20 protein-coding genes are annotated in these 23,556 nt (G+C 62.3%); 7 read left to right on the top strand and 13 right to left on the bottom strand.

Annotation, left to right across the window (positions count from 1 at the left end; all coding sequences use genetic code 11):
* Positions 1-10: 10 nt before the first annotated feature.
* From uca to trpS, 9 genes are all read right to left on the bottom strand, one after another.
* Entirely contained in the window at positions 11-3,631 is a 3,621-nt protein-coding gene (gene uca / locus AWX27_RS08825; protein WP_060421127.1) for an urea carboxylase, read from the bottom strand.
* The gene (atzF, locus tag AWX27_RS08820; RefSeq protein ID WP_060421125.1) at positions 3,624-5,462 is read right to left on the bottom strand and encodes an allophanate hydrolase; all 1,839 of its coding nucleotides are present in this window, start codon (positions 5,460-5,462) and stop codon (positions 3,624-3,626) included. Before atzF ends, uca begins: the two co-directional genes overlap by 8 nt.
* Before the next feature lie 223 nt (positions 5,463-5,685).
* Entirely contained in the window at positions 5,686-8,253 is a 2,568-nt protein-coding gene (locus tag AWX27_RS08815) for a putative mucin/carbohydrate-binding domain-containing protein (RefSeq protein WP_060421122.1), read from the bottom strand.
* Between the two features lie 176 nt (positions 8,254-8,429).
* Positions 8,430-8,894 carry a YehS family protein gene (locus AWX27_RS08810; RefSeq protein ID WP_004939471.1) on the bottom strand — a complete coding sequence of 155 codons (465 nt, stop codon included), beginning with the start codon at positions 8,892-8,894 and terminating at the stop codon, positions 8,430-8,432.
* 109 nt (positions 8,895-9,003) lie between these two features.
* Complete coding sequence (gene phnE / locus AWX27_RS08805) at positions 9,004-9,903, bottom strand: phosphonate ABC transporter, permease protein PhnE (RefSeq protein ID WP_033637591.1); 900 nt, start codon at positions 9,901-9,903, stop codon at positions 9,004-9,006.
* Positions 9,900-10,763 carry a phosphonate ABC transporter, permease protein PhnE gene (phnE, locus tag AWX27_RS08800; RefSeq protein ID WP_019454695.1) on the bottom strand — a complete coding sequence of 288 codons (864 nt, stop codon included), beginning with the start codon at positions 10,761-10,763 and terminating at the stop codon, positions 9,900-9,902. The genes phnE (AWX27_RS08805) and phnE (AWX27_RS08800) overlap by 4 nt, the downstream gene beginning before the upstream one ends.
* A 78-nt stretch (positions 10,764-10,841) precedes the next feature.
* The gene (gene phnD / locus AWX27_RS08795; protein WP_019454696.1) at positions 10,842-11,774 is read right to left on the bottom strand and encodes a phosphonate ABC transporter substrate-binding protein; all 933 of its coding nucleotides are present in this window, start codon (positions 11,772-11,774) and stop codon (positions 10,842-10,844) included.
* A gap of 41 nt (positions 11,775-11,815) precedes the next feature.
* Positions 11,816-12,649 (bottom strand): phosphonate ABC transporter ATP-binding protein, encoded by an 834-nt coding sequence (gene phnC, locus AWX27_RS08790; RefSeq protein WP_038880081.1) that lies wholly within the window; start codon positions 12,647-12,649, stop codon positions 11,816-11,818.
* 117 nt (positions 12,650-12,766) lie between these two features.
* Positions 12,767-13,774 (bottom strand): tryptophan--tRNA ligase, encoded by a 1,008-nt coding sequence (gene trpS, locus AWX27_RS08785; protein WP_060421119.1) that lies wholly within the window; start codon positions 13,772-13,774, stop codon positions 12,767-12,769.
* A 290-nt stretch (positions 13,775-14,064) separates the two neighbouring features.
* On the opposite strand from trpS, the gene AWX27_RS08780 reads away from it, so the two are divergent.
* Complete coding sequence (locus tag AWX27_RS08780) at positions 14,065-14,940, top strand: NAD(P)-dependent oxidoreductase (protein WP_060421117.1); 876 nt, start codon at positions 14,065-14,067, stop codon at positions 14,938-14,940.
* Positions 14,941-14,973: 33 nt separating this feature from the next.
* Here the strand turns inward: AWX27_RS08780 and AWX27_RS08775 are convergent, their stop codons facing one another.
* From AWX27_RS08775 to AWX27_RS08765, 3 genes are all read right to left on the bottom strand, one after another.
* A complete protein-coding gene (locus AWX27_RS08775; RefSeq protein WP_060421112.1) occupies positions 14,974-15,501 on the bottom strand; it encodes a cysteine hydrolase family protein in 528 nt (175 codons plus the stop codon).
* Positions 15,502-15,530: 29 nt separating this feature from the next.
* Positions 15,531-16,634: a suppressor of fused domain protein gene (locus AWX27_RS08770; RefSeq protein WP_038880072.1), complete on the bottom strand. Its 1,104-nt coding sequence runs from the start codon at positions 16,632-16,634 to the stop codon at positions 15,531-15,533.
* Positions 16,635-16,797: 163 nt separating this feature from the next.
* Positions 16,798-17,670, bottom strand: a complete 873-nt coding sequence (locus tag AWX27_RS08765; RefSeq protein ID WP_060421110.1) for an oxygenase MpaB family protein — start codon at positions 17,668-17,670, stop codon at positions 16,798-16,800.
* Between the two features lie 241 nt (positions 17,671-17,911).
* Here AWX27_RS08765 and AWX27_RS08760 point away from each other — a divergent pair, with 241 nt between their 5' ends.
* The 4 genes from AWX27_RS08760 (at position 17,912) to AWX27_RS08745 (ending at position 21,144) form a co-directional block, all read left to right on the top strand.
* Positions 17,912-18,355: an acetyltransferase gene (locus AWX27_RS08760; RefSeq protein ID WP_015377088.1), complete on the top strand. Its 444-nt coding sequence runs from the start codon at positions 17,912-17,914 to the stop codon at positions 18,353-18,355.
* A 264-nt stretch (positions 18,356-18,619) separates the two neighbouring features.
* Positions 18,620-19,645: a methionine ABC transporter ATP-binding protein gene (locus tag AWX27_RS08755; RefSeq protein WP_041034030.1), complete on the top strand. Its 1,026-nt coding sequence runs from the start codon at positions 18,620-18,622 to the stop codon at positions 19,643-19,645.
* Positions 19,638-20,306: a methionine ABC transporter permease gene (locus tag AWX27_RS08750; protein WP_060421103.1), complete on the top strand. Its 669-nt coding sequence runs from the start codon at positions 19,638-19,640 to the stop codon at positions 20,304-20,306. Before AWX27_RS08755 ends, AWX27_RS08750 begins: the two co-directional genes overlap by 8 nt.
* A gap of 19 nt (positions 20,307-20,325) precedes the next feature.
* A complete protein-coding gene (locus AWX27_RS08745; protein ID WP_060421100.1) occupies positions 20,326-21,144 on the top strand; it encodes a MetQ/NlpA family ABC transporter substrate-binding protein in 819 nt (272 codons plus the stop codon).
* Between the two features lie 816 nt (positions 21,145-21,960).
* Here the strand turns inward: AWX27_RS08745 and AWX27_RS08740 are convergent.
* Entirely contained in the window at positions 21,961-22,605 is a 645-nt protein-coding gene (locus tag AWX27_RS08740) for a TetR/AcrR family transcriptional regulator (RefSeq protein ID WP_049201030.1), read from the bottom strand.
* 176 nt (positions 22,606-22,781) lie between these two features.
* Between AWX27_RS08740 and AWX27_RS08735 the strand changes: the two genes are divergently transcribed.
* Positions 22,782-23,039, top strand: coding sequence for a multiple stress resistance protein BhsA (locus AWX27_RS08735; protein ID WP_060421097.1), 258 nt, complete (start codon positions 22,782-22,784; stop codon positions 23,037-23,039).
* 192 nt (positions 23,040-23,231) lie between these two features.
* A complete protein-coding gene (locus AWX27_RS08730) occupies positions 23,232-23,489 on the top strand; it encodes a multiple stress resistance protein BhsA (protein WP_004939517.1) in 258 nt (85 codons plus the stop codon).
* The last annotated feature ends 67 nt before the right edge of the window (positions 23,490-23,556 follow it).

Raw genomic sequence — 23,556 nt, 5'->3', positions numbered from 1 at the left:
GTCCCTCCGTTCAGACCGCTTTTTCCAGCCACAGCAGGGCGTCGCCCGGCCCGACCGGCCGCCCCTGCCGGCAGCTGATGCGTTTGACGATCCCGGCGCGCGGCGCGGTGACCGCCAGCTCCATCTTCATCGCCTCGACCACGATCAGCGGCTGACCGGCCGCCACCGCCTGCCCCGGCTCCACCAGGATCTTCCACACGCTGCCGTTCAGATCGGCGCTGACCAGATCGCCGTCGATGGCGTCTTCTTCCTCCGGCGGCAACAGCTGCGCCTCGGCCTCGTCGTCATCGCTGCGCCAGCGCGCCACTTCGGCGCTGAACGCCTGCTGCTGGCGATGCTGGAAGTCGGCGATCGCCTCGGCGTTGTCGGCCAGGAAATCGGTGTAGGCGGCGAAGTCGAATTCGCTCTCTTCGATGCGCACCTGCATGCGCCCTTCGCGGAACGCTTCGCGCTGCTCGTCCAGTTCTTGCTCGCTGACCGGGTAGAAGCGCACCTGATCGAAGAAGCGCAGCAGCCAAGGCTCACCGGCGGTGAACTGCGGGTTTTTGAGGAATTTGTTCCAGATCGGCAGCGTGCGCCCCACCAGTTGGTAACCGCCCGGCGAGTCCATGCCGTAGATGCACATGTACATGCCGCCGATGCCGACCGTTCCTTCGGCGGTGTGGGTGCGCGCCGGGTTGTATTTGGAGCTCAGCAGGCGATGGCGCGGATCGAGCGGCACCGCGCAGGGCGCGCCGAGGTAAACGTCTCCCAGACCGAGGATCAGGTAGCTGGCGTCGAACAGAATGTCGCGTACCTGTTCGCGTCGGCTCAGGCCGTTGATGCGCTGGATAAAATCGACGTTGTTCGGCAGCCAGGGCGCCGAAGCGCGCACCGTCTGCTGATAGCGATCCACCGCGCCCAGCGTGGCCGAATCCTCGAACGCCATCGGCAGCCAGACGGTGCGCGTCGGCACCTTCAGGCGGCTGACGTCCCCCAGCGCCCGTTCGCGCGCCAGCAGGCGCTGCAGCAGGTCGACCTGGCTAATCTGTCGGCTGTCGTAGCGGATCTGCAGCGAACGCACGCCCGGCGCCAGCTCTGCCACGCCCGGTATCGCCTCCTCTCGCAGCGACTGCATCAGCAGATGGATGCGCAGCCGCAGCGCCAGATCGAGCACGTTGTCGCCGTACTCCATCAGAATGTAACCGTCCCCCGCCTGGCGATACGCCACCGCCGGGCGCCCTTCCGCCGCCGGCAGCGCCGCCAGCACCGCGGCGGAAACGGTCTCCGCCGGAGCCAGATCCGGCGGCGGCAGGGTGATGGCCTTCACCGCCGCCAGCGCTTCGATGCTGCCAAGCTGCGCCTGCTCCAGCGACTGCGCCTGGCGAAAGCCGATCGGATGGAACCGGATGCGGTCGCCCGGCTTCACCTGCCCCACTTTCCACAGCTCGGCCTTGGCGATGGTCACCGGGCAGACGAAGCCGCCGAGGCTGGGCCCGTCGCGGGTCAGGATCACCGGGAAATCGCCGGTGAAGTTGATTGCACCGATGGCGTACTCGCAGTCGTGCACGTTGGAAGGATGCAAACCGGCTTCGCCGCCGTCCTCCCGCGCCCATTCGGGTTTCGGCCCGGCCAGGCGCACGCCGAGGCGGTTGGAGTTGTAATGCACCTGCCAGTCGGCGGCGAAGAAGGCCTCTATTGATTCAGCGGTGAAAAAGTCCGGCGCGCCGTGCGGACCGTACAGCACGCCGATGTGCCACTGGTCGCCGTAGTACGGGATCAGGCTGTCGTCCATCGCCTGCGGCGCGGCGATCGGCGCCGGCGTGGTGCTGGCAGCCAGCGCCGGTTGAGCGATCGCCAGCATGTCCGCCACGCGCAAGGTGCGCCCGGCGTGGCCGCCGAACTGGCCCAGCGCAAAGGTGGAACGGCTGCCGAGATACACCGGCACGTCAAAGCCGTTGCGTACCGCCAGATAGGTGCGGCAGCCATGCGTGGCGCGCCCCAGCGTCAGCACCTGCCCGGCCCGCACCGCGATCGGCCGCCAGTAAGCGACCGCTTCGCCGTCCAAATCGGCCGGGCAGCTGGCACCCGTCAGCGCGATGATGGCGTCGCAGTGAAAGCGCAGCGTCGGCCCCTGCAGGGTAAACTCGAGCCCGGCGGCCGCCGGGTGGTTGCCGACGATGCGGTTGGCCAGCCGGAACGCGAAGTCGTCCATCGGGCCGGACGGCGGCACGCCGATGTCCCAATAGCCGAGGCGGCCGGGATAATCCTGCACGCTGCTGTAGGTGCCGGGTTGCAGCACTTCGAGGCAGTGCGGCTGGAAACGCACCTCGTCCAGCAGGCGCGTCCAAACGTCGCCGCGCTGAAATTGCGGCGTGGCGATCACCTGCCGCAGATAGTCGAGGTTGGTGGCGATGCCGTGCAAACGGGTCGCCGCCAGCGCCACGCGCAGTTTTTCCAGCGCCTGCGCCCGATCCGCGCCGTGCACGATCAGCTTGGCGATCATCGGGTCGTAAAACGCCGAGACTTCGCTGCCGGTCGCCACCCAACCGTCGAGGCGCACGTCGGTGGGGAAATGCACCTCGGTCAGCACACCGGGGCTGGGCTGGAAGTTTTTCAGCGGATCTTCGGCGTAGAGGCGCACTTCGATCGCCGCGCCCTGCGGCGCGCGTTGCAACGCCGCCCAATCCAGCGCGTCGCCCGCCGCCACCTGCAGCATGCCTTCGATCAGATCCAGCCCGGTGACCATCTCGGTGATCGGGTGCTCGACCTGTAAGCGGGTGTTCACTTCCAGGAAGTAAAACTCGTCGCGCGCGGCGTCGTAAATGAATTCCACGGTGCCGGCGCTGCGGTAATTCACCGATTCGCCCAGCGCCACCGCCGCCCGATGCAGCGCCTGACGGGTCGCCGCCGGCAGGTGCGGCGCCGGGGTTTCCTCCACCACCTTTTGGTTGCGCCGCTGCAGCGAGCAGTCGCGCTCGCCGAGCGCCACCACCCGCCCCTGGCCGTCGCCGAAAATCTGCACCTCGACGTGGCGCGCCCGATCGACGAAGCGTTCGATAAAGGCGCCGGCGTCGCGGAAGAACTGCTCTCCCAGCCGTTTGACGCTGTCGTACGCGTCGCGCAGCGCCGCCTCGTCGTCACAGCGCGTCAGGCCGATACCGCCACCGCCGGCGGTGCTTTTCAGCATCACCGGGTAGCCGATGCGCGCGGCGGCGGTAACCGCCTGCTCAACGCTCTCCAGCAAGCCGGTGCCCGGCGTCATCGGCACCCCGGCCAACGCCGCCAGCTCGCGCGCCCGGTGCTTGAGGCCGAACTCGCGGATCTGTGCCGCCGTCGGGCCGATAAAGGCGATGCCCGCCGCCTCGCAGGCTTCGGCAAACTCGGCGCTCTCGGACAAAAAGCCGTAGCCGGGGTAGATCGCCTGCGCGCCAGTGGCGGCGGCGGCCGCGAGGATCTTGTCGATGCACAGGTAGCTGTCGGCGGCCTTGTCGCCGCCGAGCGCCACCGCCTTATCGGCTTCGGTGACGTGCGGCGCATTGCGGTCGGCGTCTGAGTAGACTGCCACGCTGGTGACGCCCAGGCGTTTCAGGGTGCGAATGGCACGGCAGGCGATTTCGCCGCGGTTGGCGATCAGTACGGTATTAAACATGTTCATGCCCCTTAAGGCTGGCGAGATAGTCGCGCCAGCCGCCAAACTCAGTGATATCCGTGGCGCCTTCCAGCGCCCAGGCTTCGCAGATAAACCCCTTCACCCGCCTGCCGTCCGCCAGCAGCAGCGTGCCGATGCCCAATGGCGCCGGGATTTCCGCCACAAACTCGCCGAAACGGGCCAGCGGGATGTCCCACAGCTCAAGGCGGATCGCCGCCCCCTGCGCCGCGCGCGCCAGCCCCGGCTTCGGCGGCTCGGTATCGGCCAGCGCGTAGAGGCGGTAACAGGGGGCGGTGACGGTTTGCTCCACCCGCATCGCGTCGCGCTGCGTCAGCTGGACGTTGAGCGGCATACCGCTGAGGTGAGCGCCCACTACCGCCAGACGCACGTGTCCCGCTGACGGGGCCGGCGTGGGCTGCGGCGGCAATGCCCGGCCGGTAGCCCCGAGCGGTAAGGCGCTTTGCCGTTGCCAGCGCAGGCCAAACGCCGCCAGCGCCCGGTCATGCCAGGCGGGCGCAATCAGGGTGATGCCCGCTGGCAGCCCGTCTTCGCGCAGCGGCCCCGGCAGCGCCAGCGCGCTCAGATCGGCCAGGTTGGTGAAATTGGTGTAAGTGCCGAATTGCGAATTGAACAGCACCGGCTTCTGCGCCATCTCCGCCAGGGTGCGGATAGTGGGCGCGGTCGGCACCACCAGCGCGTCGAACGGCGCCAGCCGCTGGGCAATTTGCCGCGCCAGCTCGGCGCGCAGGTATTCCGCCTTGTAGGCGTCGCAGGCGCTGTAGCTCAGGCCGTTGCCGACGATGCCGCGCACCACCGGGTCGATAGCCTGCGGGCTCGCGTCCAGCACCTGCTCAATCGCCACCGTGCGTTCCGCCACCCAGGGGCCGTAATACAGCTGCTCCGCCAGGGTGCGAAACGGCGCGAAATCGAGGGGTTCCAGCGTGGCGCCGCCCGCCTGCAGCTGCGCCAGCGCGCGGTGAAACGCCCGCTCGGCCTGAACGTCACCGAAAAACTCCAGCTGGGCGGGGATGGCGAAACGCGGCGCGGCGGGAATATCCGCCGGCGCGGTATGCGGATCGGGGCGGGAATACGGATCTGCCGCGTCAAAGCCGCTCGCCAGTTCCGCCACCTGCGCCGCATCGGCCACCGTCAACGCGAAGACCGACACCGTATCGTTCAACCGGCAGGCCGGCACCACGCCGCGGTTGGACAACCGGCCCTTGGTCGGCTTCAGCCCGACGATGTTGTTGAACCCGGCGGGCACGCGCCCCGAACCGGCGGTGTCGGTGCCCAGCGCGAACGGCACCAGACCGCGCGCCACCACCGAGGCGGAGCCGGAGCTGGAACCGCCGCTGACGTAGCGGCTGTCGAAGCTGTTGACCACCGCGCCATAAGGTGAGCGGGTGCCCACCAACCCGGTAGCGAACTGGTCGAGGTTGGTTTTACCGAGGGCGATCGCCCCGGCGGCGCGCAGGTTGGCGACCACGGTGGCATCTGCCGCGGCCTGATAGGTGAACGCCGGGCAGGCGGCGCTGGTTGGCCAGCCGCCGACGTCGATATTGTCTTTGATGGCGAAGGGCACGCCGAACAGCGGCAGGCAGCTGAGATCGCCGGCGACCGCCGCCAGCAACTGCGCGAGCTGCCGATACTGCTGCTCGCGCTGCGCCGGCGTGGCGAGATACAGCCAGGCGTTATCGTCCGGGTTCAGCCCGGCGAGCAGCGTTTCGATCGTCGCGCTGACGCAGGCGAGGCGCTCACCCGCCGGACGGGTTTGATAATGGTGCTGCCATTCACTGAGGGTAAAACCGCACGTTTCAACAGGGTCGCTCATCGGCTGAATTCCATCTGGTACACAAGATGGGATTCAACAGAGCAACCGGCGTGCCAATTTTTAATCTCATGATTTCAATAAATTATAATTAAAACTTATGACGGCGAGGGTGAACGGCCTGCACCAGCGGCGCGCAGCGGGAGAACAAAAAGAGTGCAATAAGGGGATGATGCAGAGGAAAATCGGGGCGACGACACTCGCCGCCCCGGGAGGCCGATGGGGATCAATCCTTAATGCGTTTTAAACCGACCGGCGTAATGCAGTAGGTCTGTTGCTTGCCCTTCTCCGCCAGCCGCACATGCTGCATCTCGTTGACGATCGTCAGACGGTTGTCCGGCTCTTCATGCCGCAGATGGATCACCTCACCGCCGTAGCCTGACAGCGGCAGCACCCAGGTTTTAGCCTGTTGATTTTGGCTGCCGATGACGTCGTAGCTGAGCAAGGTATTACCGTCCGCATCCGTCACGCTGAGGAAGGCGTAGCTGTCGGTAAAGTAGTGGTGAGCAATCCCCGCCGCCAGCGTCACGGTCACGGTTTTCTTCACCAGATCGACGGCGCAGGTCAGAAACTGGCGATCGCCAATCCCTTTGCCGGCCACGGTAAACGCATTGCCGACGTTAGCGCCCGGCGGCGTATTGTCGGCCGGCAGGCAATCCCGATAGGTCGCCAACAGCGGCTCGCGCTGCGGCTCGGCAAAGGCGCCGATCGCCAGATAAATATCGTCCTTGAACGACGACGATGGCGCGTAGTAGGCCGGCAGCAGCCGGCGCAAACGCTGCGCCGCCTGTTCCAGGCGCATCAGCAGCGCCTGCTCGGGCTCGCCGGAAAGCGCCGGGTTTTTCAGCCCGCTGGTTTCGATACGCAGCACGTTGGTTTTGTTTTTGTTATCGATGACGCCGGCCGCCGCCGGATTCAAACGCACCCGGCTCGGCTCCACATGATAAATCTCGATGTCATCACCCTCGGCAAACGGCAGCTCGTCATGACTTAACGTAGCCTGAGTGCCCTGAACCTCTTTGCTGAACCGCACCGCACCCTGCCGATCGCGCAGCGTCACCCGGGCATAGGTTTCACCCGGGAAGTAGGCGTGCGGCGTGGTGCTGGTCACGTCAACCACCACCGCCCCTTTGGCGCGATCGACGACCACGGTGGCGAAGACCGCATCGCTCAGGCCCAACAGATTGATCTCCTGCGACACGATCGGCGAAGCGGCTTTGCGCTCGAAGCGAAGCGTCACCGCGTTTTTCCCCTGTTTCACCGTCAGGTAACCCGCCGTCGGCCGGTATTTGCGATCTTTACCGGTCGGCAACCGCAGGGTGTACACGCCGATCGGCAACCCAGCCAGGGTCAGGGTCGGCGCGTCGATACGGACCTTGTGGGCATAGCGCGCCCCTTCCATCAGGACAAGATCCTCACCGTAGATCTGCGCAAAGTCATCGATATCCAGACTCAGGGCGACATCGCCTTTCAGGCCGCTCGCCTTGAGCTGAGAGGAATCGACCAGGCGCAGGGAGGAATCCAGCTTCAGCTGTGCCAGCACCGCCGGCAAACTCTGCGCATCCACCAGTTGATACAGCGGGTATACCGCCTTGGCGTGGCTGAACGCGTTGAGATCGCGCTGCGTTTGGGTGATCACGCCGCCGGTCAGCTCGACGAACGGCGTCACGTCGATTTGCTCGCCGGCCGCGGCGAAGCTTGCCGACAGCAGGTCCAGCAAGGCATGTTCGGACGGCACGAAGCCCGGCGTATTGCAGCTTTGGCGATACTGCTGGTTAAAGTGCGTGAAGGCGTTCTTGCCTGCCTTGTCGACCATCAGCATCGCGAAGAACAGCTTGGAACGCAGATCCCACTGGTTGAGCGGCGTGCCCTGAGCGATCAGATCGACAATTTTCTTCTCGACGCCGGCCGCGTTGCCGTAGTTATACAGCCACCCTTCCTGGTATTTGCGCTCTCCCAGCATCACGTCCTGATAGCAAGCGGCGTAAATATTGTTCCACATCTCACCGGTGGAGAAATATTTGTCGCCCATAAAGTGCCCCTGATAGCCGTGCGCGATCTCATGCAGGCTGCCCCAGTTGCTGTCTTTCGGCGTCAGCCAGAAGCTGCTGACCGAGTTGCTGGTTTCCGCCGTCCAGCGGCCGCCGTAATACGCGGCGCCGGCGCCGTGTTTATCGGCCTTCATAAAGTAGCGGTTGCGAATATTGCGATCGGATTCGTGTTCAGCCTCGAACGAGACGCCGGTCAGCGCATTGTAGAAGGTGAAAATGCGGTCATAGTAGGCGATCAGCCCGTCGATGTTTTTCGCTTCGCCCAGCGACTTCAGCGCCGGTTTACTGATTTTCGGCACCAGCAACACCGCGTATTCCGCATCGACCAGCGCAAACTCGGCGTCCCGATCGTCCCAGCGGGCGAAGAATGCGGCTTCGTTTTCGCCGCGGCGATAAACCGGCAGCGCTTTCGCCGTGTCCGGATACTCGAACTCCAGCGCCGGTTCGCCCTGCCCGTACGGCGTATCGATAAACGGCACCGAGACGGCATTGACCTGGGCCTCGACCCAGCTCGCGCCGACGCTGAATTCAGCCTCCGTTTTGCTGTCGTCATTCAGCAAGCGCAGCGTGAGCTTGCCGGTAAACGCCGCGTTGGTCTGCCGCACTCGCAGCACCTGCCCGGCGGCGAGAATGATGCCCAGGTGCTGGCGATCGTGATCGATACCTTTGCTCATGCCTGCCGCATCCAGCCAGACCGGCCGGGTCAACGTGTAAAGTGATTGGGTTTTCGTGATGGTTGGCATCCTGCTTTCCTCATGGTTTGGGTGATTGAATTGACCATGAGAAAGTAACCGGGGGGCGGCCCGCCCACCATCGATGGCGGATGGCTGAGGGCCTGTACAACAACGGCGGGCGGGAGAGCGGCAATAAAAAAGGCGCAACCTTGCGATTGCGCCTGAGGCTCGGTGAACGCTGCGCGTTACTCGCCGCGAACGCGCTGCGCCAACCCTTTGAGGAAGTAGCGCAGCATCTGATCGCCGCATGGGCGGTAGTTCTTGGTGCCTTCTTTGCGGAACAGCGCGCTCAGCTCCGGCTTGGAGATGCGGAAGTCCACCGCGGTGAAGATCTGGTGCATGTCGGTGTCTTTCAGCTCGAACGCCACGCGCAGCTTTTTCAGCACCAGGTTATTGGTGATCGGCAGCTCAACCGCCGGCGCCGGGAACTTGTCGTCCTTGCCGCGTTTGAAGAACACCAGGCCATTGAGGAAGTGCGCCATCACTTCGTCCGGGCACTTCTCGTAGCCCGGCTCGCCTTCTTTGATCACGTAAGCGTCCATCGCCGACACCGCCACCTCGAAATCGTCCAGTTTGATAATCTCGACCATTTTGGCGTTGTTAATGCTCAGCATATAGCGCACGCTGCGCAGCACGTCGTTGTTCATCATGGGATTGCATTGCCTTTACTTGTCTAACGGGGACGTGCGCACATTGCGAAACGAAATGACTGCCACACACCTTGAATGTGCGGCAGTATAGGGATCGGCAAGGGGTTTCTCAATCGATTTGGCTTTTTTGCTGATACAGCGGGATGTCTTCGCCGATGATGTACTTGTTGCGCAGCATCGACGAGACCTTATCCATGATCATCACCACCACCACCAGGATCAGGGTGATGAACATCACCACGTCCCAGTTCCACAGCCGCATGTTTTCCGCGTACACCAGGCCGATGCCGCCGGCGCCGACGAAGCCCAGCACCGCCGCAGAGCGAGTGTTGGACTCGATCTGGTACAGGCTGAGCGCCAGGAAGGTGGGGAACGATTGGGTGAAGATGCCGTAGCGGTGCTTCTGCAACCCGTTGGCGCCCACCGCCGTCAGGCCGCGGCTGGGGGACTTGTCCACCGCCTCGTGCCCTTCGGCGTACAGTTTGCCCAGCAGCCCGACGTCCTGCATCACGATCGCCAACACCCCGGCCAGCGGCCCCATGCCGACGGCGCGCACGAAGATCAGCCCCCAGATCGCCATGTCGATACCGCGCAGCACGTCCAGCAAGCGGCGCACCAGCACGGAGATCGGCCGCAGCAGCGGCGTCGACATCACGTTGCGCGCGGCGAAGAACGACAGCGGCAGCGCGATCAGCGACGCGGTGATGGTGCCGGCGAACACGATGGCGATGGTGATGCCGATCTGCTGGAAGTAGTACATGAACGGCCAGTTGACGAAGTCGTGCCAGACGAACATGCGCAGGAAATAGCGCCCCAGCTGCTGGCAGCCGTTGATAAACTGCGGCCAGGTAATGCCGAAGACCAGGAAGAAGAACACATAGTACAGCACGATCGCCAGCGCGATCAGGCCGACGGTGCGCAGGTAGCGCCCCTGCTGCGCGAAGATCGCCGGATGCTGTTGTTTCAACTGGCGCAGCGTTTCCGCCGACGCCGGAGTGCCCGCTATCATTTTGCCCCCTCCACCACGCGCTTACGCAGCTCGCCCGACACGTAGTCGAGCACGGAAACCACCACGATGATCAACAGCAGCGTCATGCTGACCTGATCGTAGCGGTCGAGTTTAATGTTGGTCATCAGCTCCTGGCCGATGCCGCCCGCGCCCACCAGCCCCAAAATGGTCGACTGACGGAAGTTGATCTCCAGCCGCATGAAGCTGTAGGAGAGAAACACCGGCTTCACCTGCGGCCACAGGCCGAAGCGCATGCGCTGCAGCGGCGTGGCGCCGCAGGCCGCCAGCCCGCGCACCGGTTTGTTGGAGGCGGTTTCTATCGATTCGTAGAACAGCTTGGTCAGGCTGCCGATGGTGTGCAGCGCCAGCGCCAGGAAGCCGGGAATGGCGCCGATGCCGAACGCCATCACGAACATCACCGCCCACGCCAGCTCCGGCATGGTGCGCAAAAACGCCACCAGCGTGCGGATCGCCAGCCGCACCGAGGCCGGGGTATAGGTGTTGCCGGCCGCCAGAAACGCCAGCACGGTCGCCACCAGCACCGAGAAAATGGTCGCCGCCAGCGCCAACTGCAGGGTCTCCCAGATCAGCGGCAGCTGGATATTCAGGCGGTAACCCCAGTAGGCCAGCGAGCCCTCGGTGCGCCCGTCGGCGAACAGTAAATGCCAATGCAGCGTCGGAATGGTTTCGGCCAGGTAGTCGAAGAAGTGCGGAATAGACACCCAGACGGTGTGCAGGTTGAACTCGGCGAGGTTGCCGGCGCCCAGGTACAGCACCACCAGCCCGAGCGACCACAGCAGCGCTTCGCGCTTTTGCTTGCTGCGGATCCGTTGGTAATAGTGTGCGAAATCGGTATTCAAAAGAGGTCTTCCATCTTTATGGAACAAGGGGTTCAGCACGCTGAACCCCTTCATTCGGACGGCCGAGGCAGCCGGGAATTAACGGTCGCCTTTGGTCAGCTCGCGCTTCATATCGATGATGTTCTGGTATTCCGCCAGGGTGGTGTCGCCGATGTGCTGTTTGCCGCCCATCGCTTTGATAAAGCACTGGTGATCGTCTTTATCCAGCTTCTTGATCGCGGTGACCACTTTGGCCTTGAAGTCGGCCGGCAGCGAGTTGCTCACCAGGATCGGGCCGTTCGGGATCAGCGGCGACTGCCAGATGATGCGGATCTGTTTCATCAGGTCAGGGTGATCCATGCGGATCATGCGGGTGAACGCGCCGCTGGTGTAGCCGGTGTTGTAGTCGCCGATCATCGACGCCCAGGTCACCGCGCCTTCGAACTGGCCGTTCAACACGCCGAGAATGTCCTGCTCGTGGCCGCCGGAGAAGGTGACGCTGGAGAAGGTGTTGTTGTATTTGTTGTCGACCGTGCCGCCGAACAGCTTTTTAAACGCCTGGTTCGGGATCAGGAAGCCGGAGGTGGAATCCGGATCGGCGAAGCCGATGGCCTTGCCTTTCAGGTCTTCCAGTTTCTGGTACGGGCTACCGGCCTTCACCACCACCACCGAGTGGTAGCCGCGCGACTGGTCGACGTCGTCGACCGCGATGCCGACGATGTCCACCGCTTTCGGATCCTTGATGTAGACCGAAGCGAATGACGACGGCGACATGCTCAGCACCAGGTCAATCTTGCCGCCCAGCAGGCCCTGGATCACGCCGGAATAGTCGGACGAGTTGCGCAGCTTGGTATCGACGTTCAGCTCTTTATCCAGAAACTGCTTCACGCACTGGTTATCGCCGATCTGCTGGGTGGCGTTCTGGCCGCCGAGAATGCCCAGGTTCAGCTCTTTCGGCGCATCCGCTGCGGCAGCATTAAATACCATCATCGCGCCGGCCATCAGGGTGGTCAGACTCAATACTTTTTTCATTAGGTGTGCCTTGTGTGTAAAGGGTAAAGGTCAAAAGTGCTTCAATGGATCTGATTGGCTTCTTCGCCATACAGCTGGTGCAGGATCCGTTCGTTCAGTTGCGAAGGATGCCCGTCAAACACGATCTTCCCGTGGGCAATGCCGATCACCCGCGAGCAATACTCTTTCACCAGTTCGACCGAGTGCAGGTTCACCATCACCGCGATGCCGTCTTCGCTGATTTTCTGCAGCGCGTCCATGATGCGGCGGGTGTTTTTCGGATCGAGCGACGCGACCGGCTCATCGGCCAGCAGGATTTGCGGGTTTTGCATCAGCGCGCGGCAGATGGCGACGCGCTGCATTTGGCCGCCGGAGAGGTTCTCGGCGCGCTGCAGCGCGTGCGGCAGCATATTGAGCCACTGCAGCAGTTCGATGGCGCGAGCGCGGTCGGCGTCATCGAACAGTTTGAAGAAGGATTTCAGTGTGGACGTATGGCTCAGACGGCCCAGCAGCACGTTGGTCATCACGTCCAGCCGCGGCACCAGGCAGAAGTCCTGGAAGATCATGCCGCAGCGCGCGCGCCACTGGCGCATCTGGCGGCCGGCTAGCTGGGCGATATCCTGCGCCGCACCATCGTCTTCGAAGTGCAGCATCTCGCCGCAGCTGGAAGGAATGGTGCCGTTCAGGGTGTGCAGCAGCGTGGACTTGCCCGCGCCGGAACGGCCGATCACCGCCACGAATTCGCCGGCGTGCAGATCGAAATTGATGTCATCCAGCACGCGCTGCTGCGCTTTGTAGGCCTTGCCGAGTCCCTTTACCGATAATACTTTGCGGGATGCGGCGGCGTGCTGCCCTGGAAAGTCGTGCTGTGCCAATTTTAACAGTGCCTGAGCCATATGATTTCTCTGGTTTCAGTGGCTAATCATTATGGGCACCTATTAACGGATAAGTTTATGACAGTGGGATGATCGTTTTATGGCCGGGGCGTGACGCGTGCCGCCCCGGCGTTCGCCTCACGCCAGGGTGAAGAAGTCCAGCCCCAGCGCCGTCTTGACCTGTTGCAGCGTCTGTTGGCTGACCTGATGCGCGCGGCGGGTGCCGTGCTGCAGGATGCGCGTCAGCTCGCCTTTATCGGCGATGAATTCGGCGCGGCGGGTGCGGATCGGCTCAAGCAGGCTCTGCAGGCAATCCTCCAGCAGCCGTTTGATTTTCACGTCCCCCAACCCGCCGCGCCGGTAGTGCGCCTTCAGCTCCGCCACCAGCGCGGCGTCTTCGCAGAAGGCGTCCAGATAGGTGAACACCATGTTGCCCTCCACCCGGCCGGGATCGCTGACGTTGAGATGGCCGGGATCGGTGAACATGCTCATCACCGCCTTGTGAACCTTGTCGGCGCCGGCGCCAAGCTGGATGGCGTTGCCGCGCGATTTCGACATCTTGCCCTGCCCGTCCAGCCCCGGCAGACGCCCGACGTTGCTCAACAGCGGCTGGCACTCCGTTAATATCGGTTGGCCGACGATGTGGTTGAAACGCCGCACGATCTCATTGGTTTGCTCCAGCATCGGCAGCTGATCCTCGCCGACCGGCACGTGGGTAGCGCCAAAGGCGGTGATGTCCGCCGCCTGGCTGACCGGATAAATCAAAAAACCGGCCGGCAGGCTGCGGGCGAAATCCTTCTCGGCGATTTCGTTTTTCACCGTCGGGTTGCGCTCCAGCCGCGCAACGCTGACCAGATTGAGGTAGTACATCGTCAGCTCGGCCAACGCCGGCAGCGCCGACTGCAGGCAGATCGTGGTCTTGTGCGGATCGATGCCCACCGCCAGATAGTCGGCCACGACGTTGAGCACGTTGGCGCTGATTTTTTGCGGGTTGTTGCCGTTGTCGGTCAGGCCCTGCAGATCCGCCACCATCACCGTTTGGTTATGCTGGTGCTGCAGTTCGACGCGCTGACGCAGCGAGCCGACGAAGTGGCCTAAATGCAGTGGGCCGGTGGCGCGATCGCCGGTAAGAATGGTGTAGCTCATGACAGTGCTCCTGAAGGTCTGTAGACCGCCGGATCAACGCCACAAAAAATAATGCCGCCAAACCGGCGGCATTAAAAAGAGATGTGAATACTCGTGCCGCCTCAGAAGAGGCGCCACCATGACTGATTGTGGGTGGAGTGCATCGATATATTCATGCCATCAAGGTATACCCGCAGCGGCAGCGCGTCAATAGCCCGCCGCCGGCGCGTAAGACGGCGTTACACTCCGGCATTTGCGTTCCTGGCCTGGCGCGCTAGGGTAAAACCTTCAACCTGAAAAAGGAGCGCATGATGAAGATCGGATTTGCCGGACTGGGTGGGATGGGCAGCGCCATGGCGGCCAACCTGTTGCAGGCGGGCTTCGCCTTAACGGTATGGAACCGCTCGCCGCAGGCGGCGCAGCCGCTGGTGAGCGCCGGCGCGCAGCAGGCCGAACGGCCGGAGCAGCTGGCCGATGCCGACGTGCTGATCACCATGCTGGCCGACGATGCCGCCACGCAACAGGTGGTGGTCGACAGCGGGTTGCTGCAACGGATGAAACCGGGCGCGCTGCATATCAACATGGCAACCATCTCGGTCGAACTCGCCCAGCGTTTGACGGCGCTGCATGCGGAACACGGCATCGGCTATCTCGCCGCGCCGGTGCTGGGACGGGTCGACGTGGCCGCCGCCGGCAAGCTGAATATTCTGGCGGCCGGCGATAGCGAGCTACTGAAGCAAGCGCAGCCGCTGTTCGATGCCCTCGGCCAGAAAACCTGGCACTTCGGCGCCGATCCGGCGCAGGCCAACGTCGTCAAGATCGCCACCAACTTTACGCTGGCCAGCGCCATTGAAGCGATGGCGGAAGGCAGCGCGCTGGTGCGCAACTACGGCGTGTCCGGCGCCGACTACCTGCAGATGCTGAGTAGCACCGTCTTCGCCGCCCCGGCCTATCAGGGCTATGGCGCGCTGATCGCCGCCGAGAAGTATTCCCCCGCCGGATTCCGGCTGGCGCTGGGGCTGAAGGACGTCGGGCTGGCGCTGGCCGCCGGGGCCGACAGCCATACGCCGATGCCGTTCGCCGGGGTGCTGAAAGACAACTTCCTCGACGCGATGGCGCAGGGGGATGCGGATCTGGACTGGGCCGCGCTGGCCAAGGTGGCGGCGCGGCGGGCGGGCCTGAAATAACGAACGGGGGCCTCGGCCGCCGTTTTTCCGTTCTCAGAACACGATGTCTGCCGCGGGAACGGCGCGGATCGGCACGCCGAAGCTTTCGATATTCGACAGCGTCTCGTTATGGTGGGTGCGGATCAGCAGACCGTCGGCATAGGGTTTGTCGTGGCAGGTGTGGGCATCCGCTGCCAGCGTCACCGGATAACCGTGCGCCGCCGCGCTGCGCACCGTGGTGTCGATGCAAAACGGCGTGGAGTAGCCGCAAACCACCAGCTGCGATACACCGTTGGCGATCAGTAACGCGCCCAGTGAGGTGCGCAGGAACGAGTCCGGCGTGGTTTTATCCACCCGGTGATCGCCCGGCGCCACCTTCAGCGCCGCGAGCACTTGCCAGGCGGCGCTGCCGTGCCGCAACTCGTCGTCCGGCGTGTGGTGCTGAATGACGACAACCGGCACGCCCACCCGGCGGGCGCGCTCGCTCAGCTGATTGATGCGCGCAACGGTGCCCGCGGCATCCGCCGGCGGCGGCGTAAACAATCCTTCCTGCACATCGATAATCAACAGCGCGGTGGTCATGGCGGCTCCCGAAGAGAAGATAAGTGGCGTCAGCACACCGGCTGGCGCGGGCGGAAAATATGGTCGACGCCCTGCTCCCGCAGCCGATTCACCAGATCGTGCCCGCCGTTCGGCGTGGCGTGCGCCAACTGCCGCTCGGCGGTAAACACCGGGCTGGCCCAGAACAGGTTCACCGGATCGCCGTACTGCTGCGGCAGAGCCAGGTGCGCACTATGCGGATAGAAGGACGACGATAAAATATAACCCTCGTAGCCCAGCGGCGCCACGTCCGACTCCAGCGTATGCCCTTCGCCGATCCAGGTCAGCCGCGCCCACGGCGCGTGCGCGAAACCGGCCAGCGCACTGGCCATCTGCACCGCGTTGTCTTCGGTCATGTATTGGCTGTCGATGGCGATCGCCATCTCCATGCGGCGATAGCGCGAAGCCTCGTCGTTGAACAGGATCTCCACCCACGGCATCGGCCGGATGCTCACCCCCATGGTGAGGAAGTAATAGATGCCGTCACGCTCGTGCTGGGTGATGGCCATCGGTGGCCACTTGCCCTGATCGATGGCGTAGTACTTCACCGAAGGGCCAAAATGCGGCTCATAGCGCGCCTGAAAATCGCGCTGCATCTTCGGCCACGGATTGCCCTCTTCACGCTGCCAGCTGCGCCAGAACTGGCGGGTGCTCTCCGCCTGCGCATACTGCGTGTTGGTCGAGGCCGAGCCGAGCGGATAAGCCAACGGGCTCTCCTTGATGCAGCTGGCGGAATAGCACACCGAATGGTCGATATACAGACTCCAGCCGGGGATCACCGCCAGCAGTTGGCCGTAATACCACAGGGCCGCGCCGTCGTCGCTTTCGCTCCACACCACCATCAGCCCTTCCGGGTTCAGCGGCGCTTCGCCTTCCAGGTTGCGGCAATACTCCGCCGCCAGCATCGGCGGCTGCCCTTGCTCCAGCGCGGCGCGATCTTCTTGCAGCGGCGCGGCGGCCAGGTTGCGCAGCCAGCAGGCGCGAACCTGATAGCGATCGCTGTAGGCCTCGGCGGGATAGATATAAAAATAGGCTGCCCGGTGATCTTGCTGAACCACCGCGACCAGCGTCTGGTTCTCATTGCTGACTTCAGCAAGTACGTATGACTCGTTCATATCACCTCAATAGGGTCAGGGCGCGGCAGAATCGGCTGCGCGCCAAAAATGGAATGTGGCTTTGCCCCCAAGTGTAAAACGCATTACTGGCCGGATCACCCGTAAAAGTCTCAAAAGCGTCCGTAAACGAAGATAAACAAAGGTTAATTATAGCGGCTGTGGCTCATGACGGCTGAGTGATGCGCCGCACCGCGCGCTGATAGGAGCCGTTGCGCATCGACGCGCCCAGTACCTTACCCAAACCGGCGGCACCCGTTCGCACCAGCCGCCGCCGCAGCGCGCCCGGATGAAAGCCGAACTGCCGCTGCGCCCAATCGGGTAACAGATCGATGCCCGCCTGCATCACCACCCCGCCGAGCGGGCGCGCCAATGCGCTCGGCGCCGGCGCCTTCAGCAGAATGCGCGCCACCTCTTGCGTGCGTTCATCGCAGACCAGCTGCGGCCGCATCGCCTGCAGGTACTCTTCGACCTCCGCGCAGGACTGAGGAATTGCGGTCGCCCCCAGCGCGGCGGCCACGCGCGCCGCTTCGCGGTAGTATTGATCCTGCAAATCGCGGGAAAGATGGGGGTTGCGGTAGCGCAGGTGGCTGGCCAGAAAACGGCTGCTCTCCGCGACGTGTACCCAGGTCAGCAGCGCCGGATCGCTGGCAGCATAAGGCGTGCCGTCGCTGCCGACTCCGGTCACCCGCAGATGGATGGCTTTGACTTTGGCAATCAGCCGCTCCGCCTCGGCGGTCGGGCCGAAGGTGGTGACCGACACGAACTGGCTGGTGCGGCGCAGGCGGCCAATCATATCTTCGCGGAAGTTGGAGTGATCCCACACCCCGGCCAGCGCCAGCGGGTGCAGCATCTGCAGCAGCAAGGCGCTGACGCCGCCGCACAGCATCGGGGTGAAATCGCGGTGAACCTGCCAGATGACCGACTGCGGGCCGAACAAGCCCGGATCGCCCGGTGGGTTCTCAAAATCGACGCCGCCGAGCGCCAGCCCAGTCAGGCTTAGCACCTGTTTTTCTATCGCTGCGCGTACCGCTTCCATCCTGCTGCCCTCTCGCTCATTCAGCGGCCAGTGTATCACGCGGCGGGCGCCCCATTACGCCCTGCGGCGGTTGAAAGCATTAACTTACTGAATTACAGTTATTATACCGCTTGCAAAAAGGCGGGCCTATTCGATCCACTGCAGAGGCGCTTTGCAGGGCGTTAACCCACGTTAATTCGGCACTAACCCCACAAAACCTCTATCTAGTTTTTTTCCTTCAACTTAGATAGCAGAGAGTTCGATGATTACCATCAGAGCACGCGCGGCGGAAGACAACGCGCAATTGGCAGATATCTGGCTGCGTTCGGTGCGCGCCACTCACCATTTTTTAACCGAAGACAACATCGCGCAGCTGTTCCCGTTGGTGCTGAACGACTACCTGCCGGCGGTTAACGTCTGGGTGGCCGAAGAGCGGCCGGGGCATCCCTGCGGCTTTATCGGCCTGAACGGCAACAAGGTGGAGATGCTGTTTATCGACGCCGATCAGCGCGGCAAAGGGGTGGGCAAAGCGCTGCTGACCCACGCGGAAACGCTGCACGATGAACTGCAGCTGGACGTGAATGAGCAAAACCCGCAGGCCAGCGGCTTCTATCGCCACTACGGGTTTGTCATCACCGGCCGCTCGCCGCTCGACGGCCAGGGCAACCCGTTCCCGCTGCTGCACATGAAGCTGGACAAACGCTAGCCCTCCCGCCGGCCGCCCTGCGGCCGGTTTTCTCCCCCCTGTTTCACCCGCCGGTTTATATATCAAATCAGAATAAGTAATAGAATTTACATTCTTCCTGTCACTATAAACCCTCGGTAGGATTGCCCGGTATTCACCCGCAACAGAGGTTCCGTCCGCCACTCCCCGCCGGGTTGTGCCCCGCAGAAAAGCCGAACGATCCCTGTCCGGCGCACCGCGCTCTGGACGGAATGCTGTGAAGTATCGATAAGGATCCGCTTCGCTATGATCGTTCTTTCGAACGTTTGCAAAACTTTTGACAGCACACAGGGCCGCGTCGTGGCGGTAGACAACGTCAGCCTGGCGGTAGAGGCCGGGCAAATTTACGGCATCATCGGCTACAGCGGCGCCGGCAAAAGCACGCTCATCCGCCTGCTTAACGGCCTGGAAACGCCCACCAGCGGCCGCATTGACGTAGGCGGCTTCGATATCGCCCGCGCCAAAGGCAGCCACCTGCGCCAGGCGCGCCTGAAAATCAGCATGGTGTTTCAGCACTTCAACCTGCTGTGGTCGCGCACCGTCAGCCAAAACATCGCTTTTTCCATGCAGATCGCCGGCGTGCCCAAGGCGCAGATTGCGCCGCGCGTGGCGGAACTGATCGCGCTGGTCGGCCTGCAGGGGCGCGAAGACGCCTACCCGTCGCAGCTCAGCGGCGGCCAGAAACAGCGCGTCGGCATCGCCCGCGCGCTGGCCAATAACCCGAGCGTGCTGCTGTGTGACGAGGCCACCTCGGCGCTCGACCCGCAGACCACCGACGCCATTCTCGACCTGCTGCTGGACATCAACCGCCAGCTGAAATTGACCATCGTGCTGATCACCCACGAGATGCACGTGGTGCGCAAAATCTGCCACCGCGTGGCGGTGATGGAAAACGGCCGCATCGTCGAAGAAGGCCCGGTGCTCGACGTGTTCACCCGGCCACAGCAACCGATCACCCGGCAGTTCGTCAAACAGGTGTCGCAGTATGCGGATACCGAAGAGAGCTTCAACCCGCTGCTCACCGCCCATCTGCCGGGGGCGATTTTCAAGCTGACCTTCGTGGGCGTGCAAACCCATCAGGCGGTGATCGCCGAAGTGATCCGACGCTACGCCCTGACCATCAACATTCTGCACGGCAAGATCAGCCACACCCTCAACGGTTCGTTCGGCGAACTGTACATCCACGCCGAAGGCAACGAACAACAAGTCGCCGACATGCTCAGCCTGCTGCACGAAAGAGACATCGCCGTCGAGGTTATCCAACATGATTGAATCCCTGTTCCCCCACCTGCGTCTGGATCAACTGTGGGACGCCACCTGGGAAACGCTGTACATGACCAGCATCGCCGGTTTGGCCACGTTGGTGCTGGGCATCGTGCTCGGCGTGCTGCTGTTTTTAACTTCGAAGGGCCAGCTGTGGCAGAACCGGGCGGTCTACTCGCTGATCTCCGTGTTGGTCAACGTCTTCCGCTCCATTCCGTTCATCATTCTGATCGTGCTGCTGATCCCGTTCACCAAATCGCTGATCGGCACCATTCTCGGCGCGGACGCGGCCCTGCCGGCGCTGATCGTCGGCGCGGCGCCGTTCTACGCCCGGCTGGTGGAGATCGCGCTGCGCGAGGTCGACAAAGGGGTGATCGAGGCGGCGCGCTCGATGGGTGCCAAAAACCGCACCCTGATTTTCCGCGTATTGCTGCCGGAGAGCTCGCCGGCGCTGGTTTCCGGCATCACCGTCACCCTGATCGCGCTGGTGAGCTACACCGCGATGGCCGGGGTGATCGGCGCCGGTGGCCTGGGCAACCTGGCCTATCTGGAGGGGTTCCAACGCAACCACAGTGACGTGACGCTGGTGGCGACGCTGACGATCCTGCTGATCGTTTTCGTCATTCAGTTCATCGGCGACACCCTGACAAGAACGCTCGATAAACGTTAATTAACCAAGGAAAACGATGATGAAAAAGCACCTACTGATGTTGGCTTTCGCCTCCGTCGCCACCCTCGCCTCCTATGGCGCCACGGCAGTGACCAAGCTGGTGGTCGGCGCCTCCAACGTGCCGCACGCCGAGATCCTCGAACAGGCCAAGCCGATACTGGCGAAGGAAGGCATCGATCTGCAGATCAAGCGCTTTCAGGACTACATCCTGCCGAACACCGCGCTGGCCAGCCACGACATCGACGCCAACTACTTCCAGCACGTGCCTTACCTGAACTCGGTGCTGAAAGACCACGCCGACGACAAGAGCTACGACTTCGTCAGCGCCGGCGCGATCCATATTGAGCCTATCGGCATCTACTCGAAGAAGTACAAGAGCCTGAAAGATCTGCCGGAAAACGGCAAAATCATCATGCGCGACGCGGTGGCGGAAGAAGGCCGCATCCTGTCTATTTTTGAACGGGAAGGCGTGATCAAGCTGAAGCCGGGGGTGAGCAAAGTGGACGCGCGCATCAGCGACGTGGTGGAAAACCCGAAACACCTGAAGTTCCAGGCCAACGTTGAGGGCGCGCTGCTGCCGCAAATGTACAACAACGACGAAGGCGACGCGGTGGTGATCAACGCCAACTACGCCATCGACGCCGGGCTGAATCCGACCAAAGATCCGATCGCGGTCGAAAGCGGCGAAAACAACCCGTACGCCAACATCATCACCGTGCACAAGGCCGACGTGAACAAACCGGAGATCGTGGCGCTGGTCAAGGTACTGCACTCCAAACCGATTCAGGACTTTATCCGCGAGAAATACCAGGGCGCGGTGATCCCGGTCAATCAGTAATGGGTTACACGGCCCGGTAAAAGCCGTAATGCTGGTCAGTTAGCGTTTTTATGCAGGCGTTCGTGAAATTTTCGGTCGATAAAAGTGAGATGCTCTATGTGGCTCACGCACCTCGACCGAGCCAGGGGCCGAAGGCGCGGCCCCTGGCAACCCTCGCCTTTGCCCTGTCAGACGGTTGGCTTTGCCAACTCCCCTCCCTCCGCCATACCGCATTGAGGCCGGTTGCGACAGGCGTCCCTGCCTGTCTCACCTGAAACCGCCGTCCATGGCGGTTTCGCCTAATGCGCTATGCCTGCGTTCGGCGTCTTCAAGGGCGTCCAATACGGTGCTCATCTCCGATTCCTCGCTCTGCCATAACCTCATAAAGGACGGGTTGCCCGGTAGCTGCCAGCACGGGGGTTGACCTTTGGTGCGCATCACCGGCTGCCGAGCAAGACGGCGTTGTCAGGGGCAACCGGCCAGGGAAGGCCGGTTGAGGCGAGACTAACAGGGACGTTTGTCGCAGCCGACCCGCCCGACAATGCAGACGCGGCGAGGACAAATCTGCCGGGAGCAGATTTGAACGCTGCTTGCAGCGGCCCCGAAGGGGCGAGGCCCAGGATGGGCCGAGTAATTTCCGCAAAGCGGACAGACGGTGTTAAGCAAGAGCGCGGGTGGAGGGGCCGCGCCTTCGGCCCCTCCAATTGCCGTTCATGTTGGCCACAGAGAAATGCAGGACATTTACGGCAATTCCCCTGCACAGAACGCCCAGAGGCTGGATAAAAAATGCCACTCAGGATTAACTGATCAGCATTGCGGTAAAAGCCGGGCCGGTTGTTACACCTTATTGCCAATCTGGCTGAGCCGCGGCCACACCAGCATCAACGCCTCCAGCAACCGCAGCAGATCGCTCCGGCTTGCCCCTTCACGCGCCTGCACCGACATGCCTTCAATGGTGCAAATCACGTATTTCGCCAGCAGCGCGGTGTCGGTTTTCGCCAGCAGTTCGCCCTGCTGCACCTTGCGATCGAAGCAGGCCTTCAGCGCCGCTTCCTGCGCATGATGCTTCCTGCGCAGCATCTGGGCGACGTCATCGGACGCCGACGACAGCGCGGCGGAGGCGCACACCATAAAGCAGCCTGACGGCGTGTCGGGGTCGGTAAACACCTCGGCGGAAGAACGCACATAGGCCTCGACGATCTCGGCCACCGGCAGATCCTGCTCCAGCATTTGGTTGGCGCAAACCGTATATTTCTGCAGATAGCGCTCCACCGCCGCGCGGAACATACCTTCTTTGTTGCCGAATTCCGCATACAGCGTTGGCGCCTTGGCGCCGGTCACTTCCACCAGATCGGCCAGCGAGGTAGCTTCATAACCGTGCCGCCAGAACAGATCGAGCGCGCTTTCCAGCGCCCGGTCGCGATCAAATTGTTTCGGTCTGCCACGGCTTTTTTTGCCGCAGACCGTTTCATTGATGCTCATCGTTCCTCTCCTATCCCGCTCCACAGCAGGGTTAGCACAAATAACTTAACGATCATTATAAAAAAATATTGCGCCCTCGTCGAGAACCTATTAGCATTTAGTTATCGATCGTTAAGATAAATTAGCGAAGCGGATTAAAACCCTCTATTCACCGTTATCGGAAAGGAAATAACATCATGAAAAACTTAAAATTAACCTTAGCAGCTCTCACTCTGGCCAGCGTTTCCTTCGGCAGCTTCGCCGCCGATTTAGTCCAGAGCCAACCGGCTGACCAGCAGAAAGTGGGCGTCATCACCGTCAGCGGCGCATCCGATCTGACCTCGCTGGAAAGCAGCCTGGCAGCCAAAGCCGATCAGGCCGGTGCAAAATCCTTCCGCATCATCGGCGCCGGCGGTAACAACCAGCTGCACGGCACTGCAGAAATCTATCAATAACAACGCATTAAGCCAACAGATTGCCTGTTCTTTTGCTCACAACGCCAGGGCGTAAAAAAAATTAATTAACGAGCATTAAAAAAATACTTGCAATCTGTCAAACCGGCATCTAACATTAAATTATCGATCGTTAATTAATTTAGCGACCTTACCAAACAAATATTGTAAAGAACACAGATAGGAAATAAGACTATGAAAAACCTGAAAATGACCATCGCCGCCATCGCACTGGCTTCCGTCTCCTTCGGCAGCTTCGCCGCCGAACTGGTCAACGCTCAACCGGCCGATCTGCAAAAAGCCGGCGTCGTCACCGTCAGCGGTGCGTCCGACCTGAGCAGCCTGGAAAACAAACTGGCGGCCAAAGCCGACGCAGCCGGCGCCAAATCCTTCCAGATCATCGCAACCACCGGCGACAACAAACTGCACGGTACCGCGATCATCTACAATTAATTGCCACACCGGCAATCGCGCAAAAGGGCGGCTCAGGCCGCCTTTTGTTTTATCTGCCCGCCAACGC

Source organism: Serratia sp. 2880STDY5682894 (assembly GCF_001537385.1).
Taxonomy (GTDB): domain Bacteria; phylum Pseudomonadota; class Gammaproteobacteria; order Enterobacterales; family Enterobacteriaceae; genus Serratia; species Serratia nevei.
Note: the sequence above shows the minus strand (reverse complement) of the source record. Positions and strands in the feature narration are given on the sequence as shown.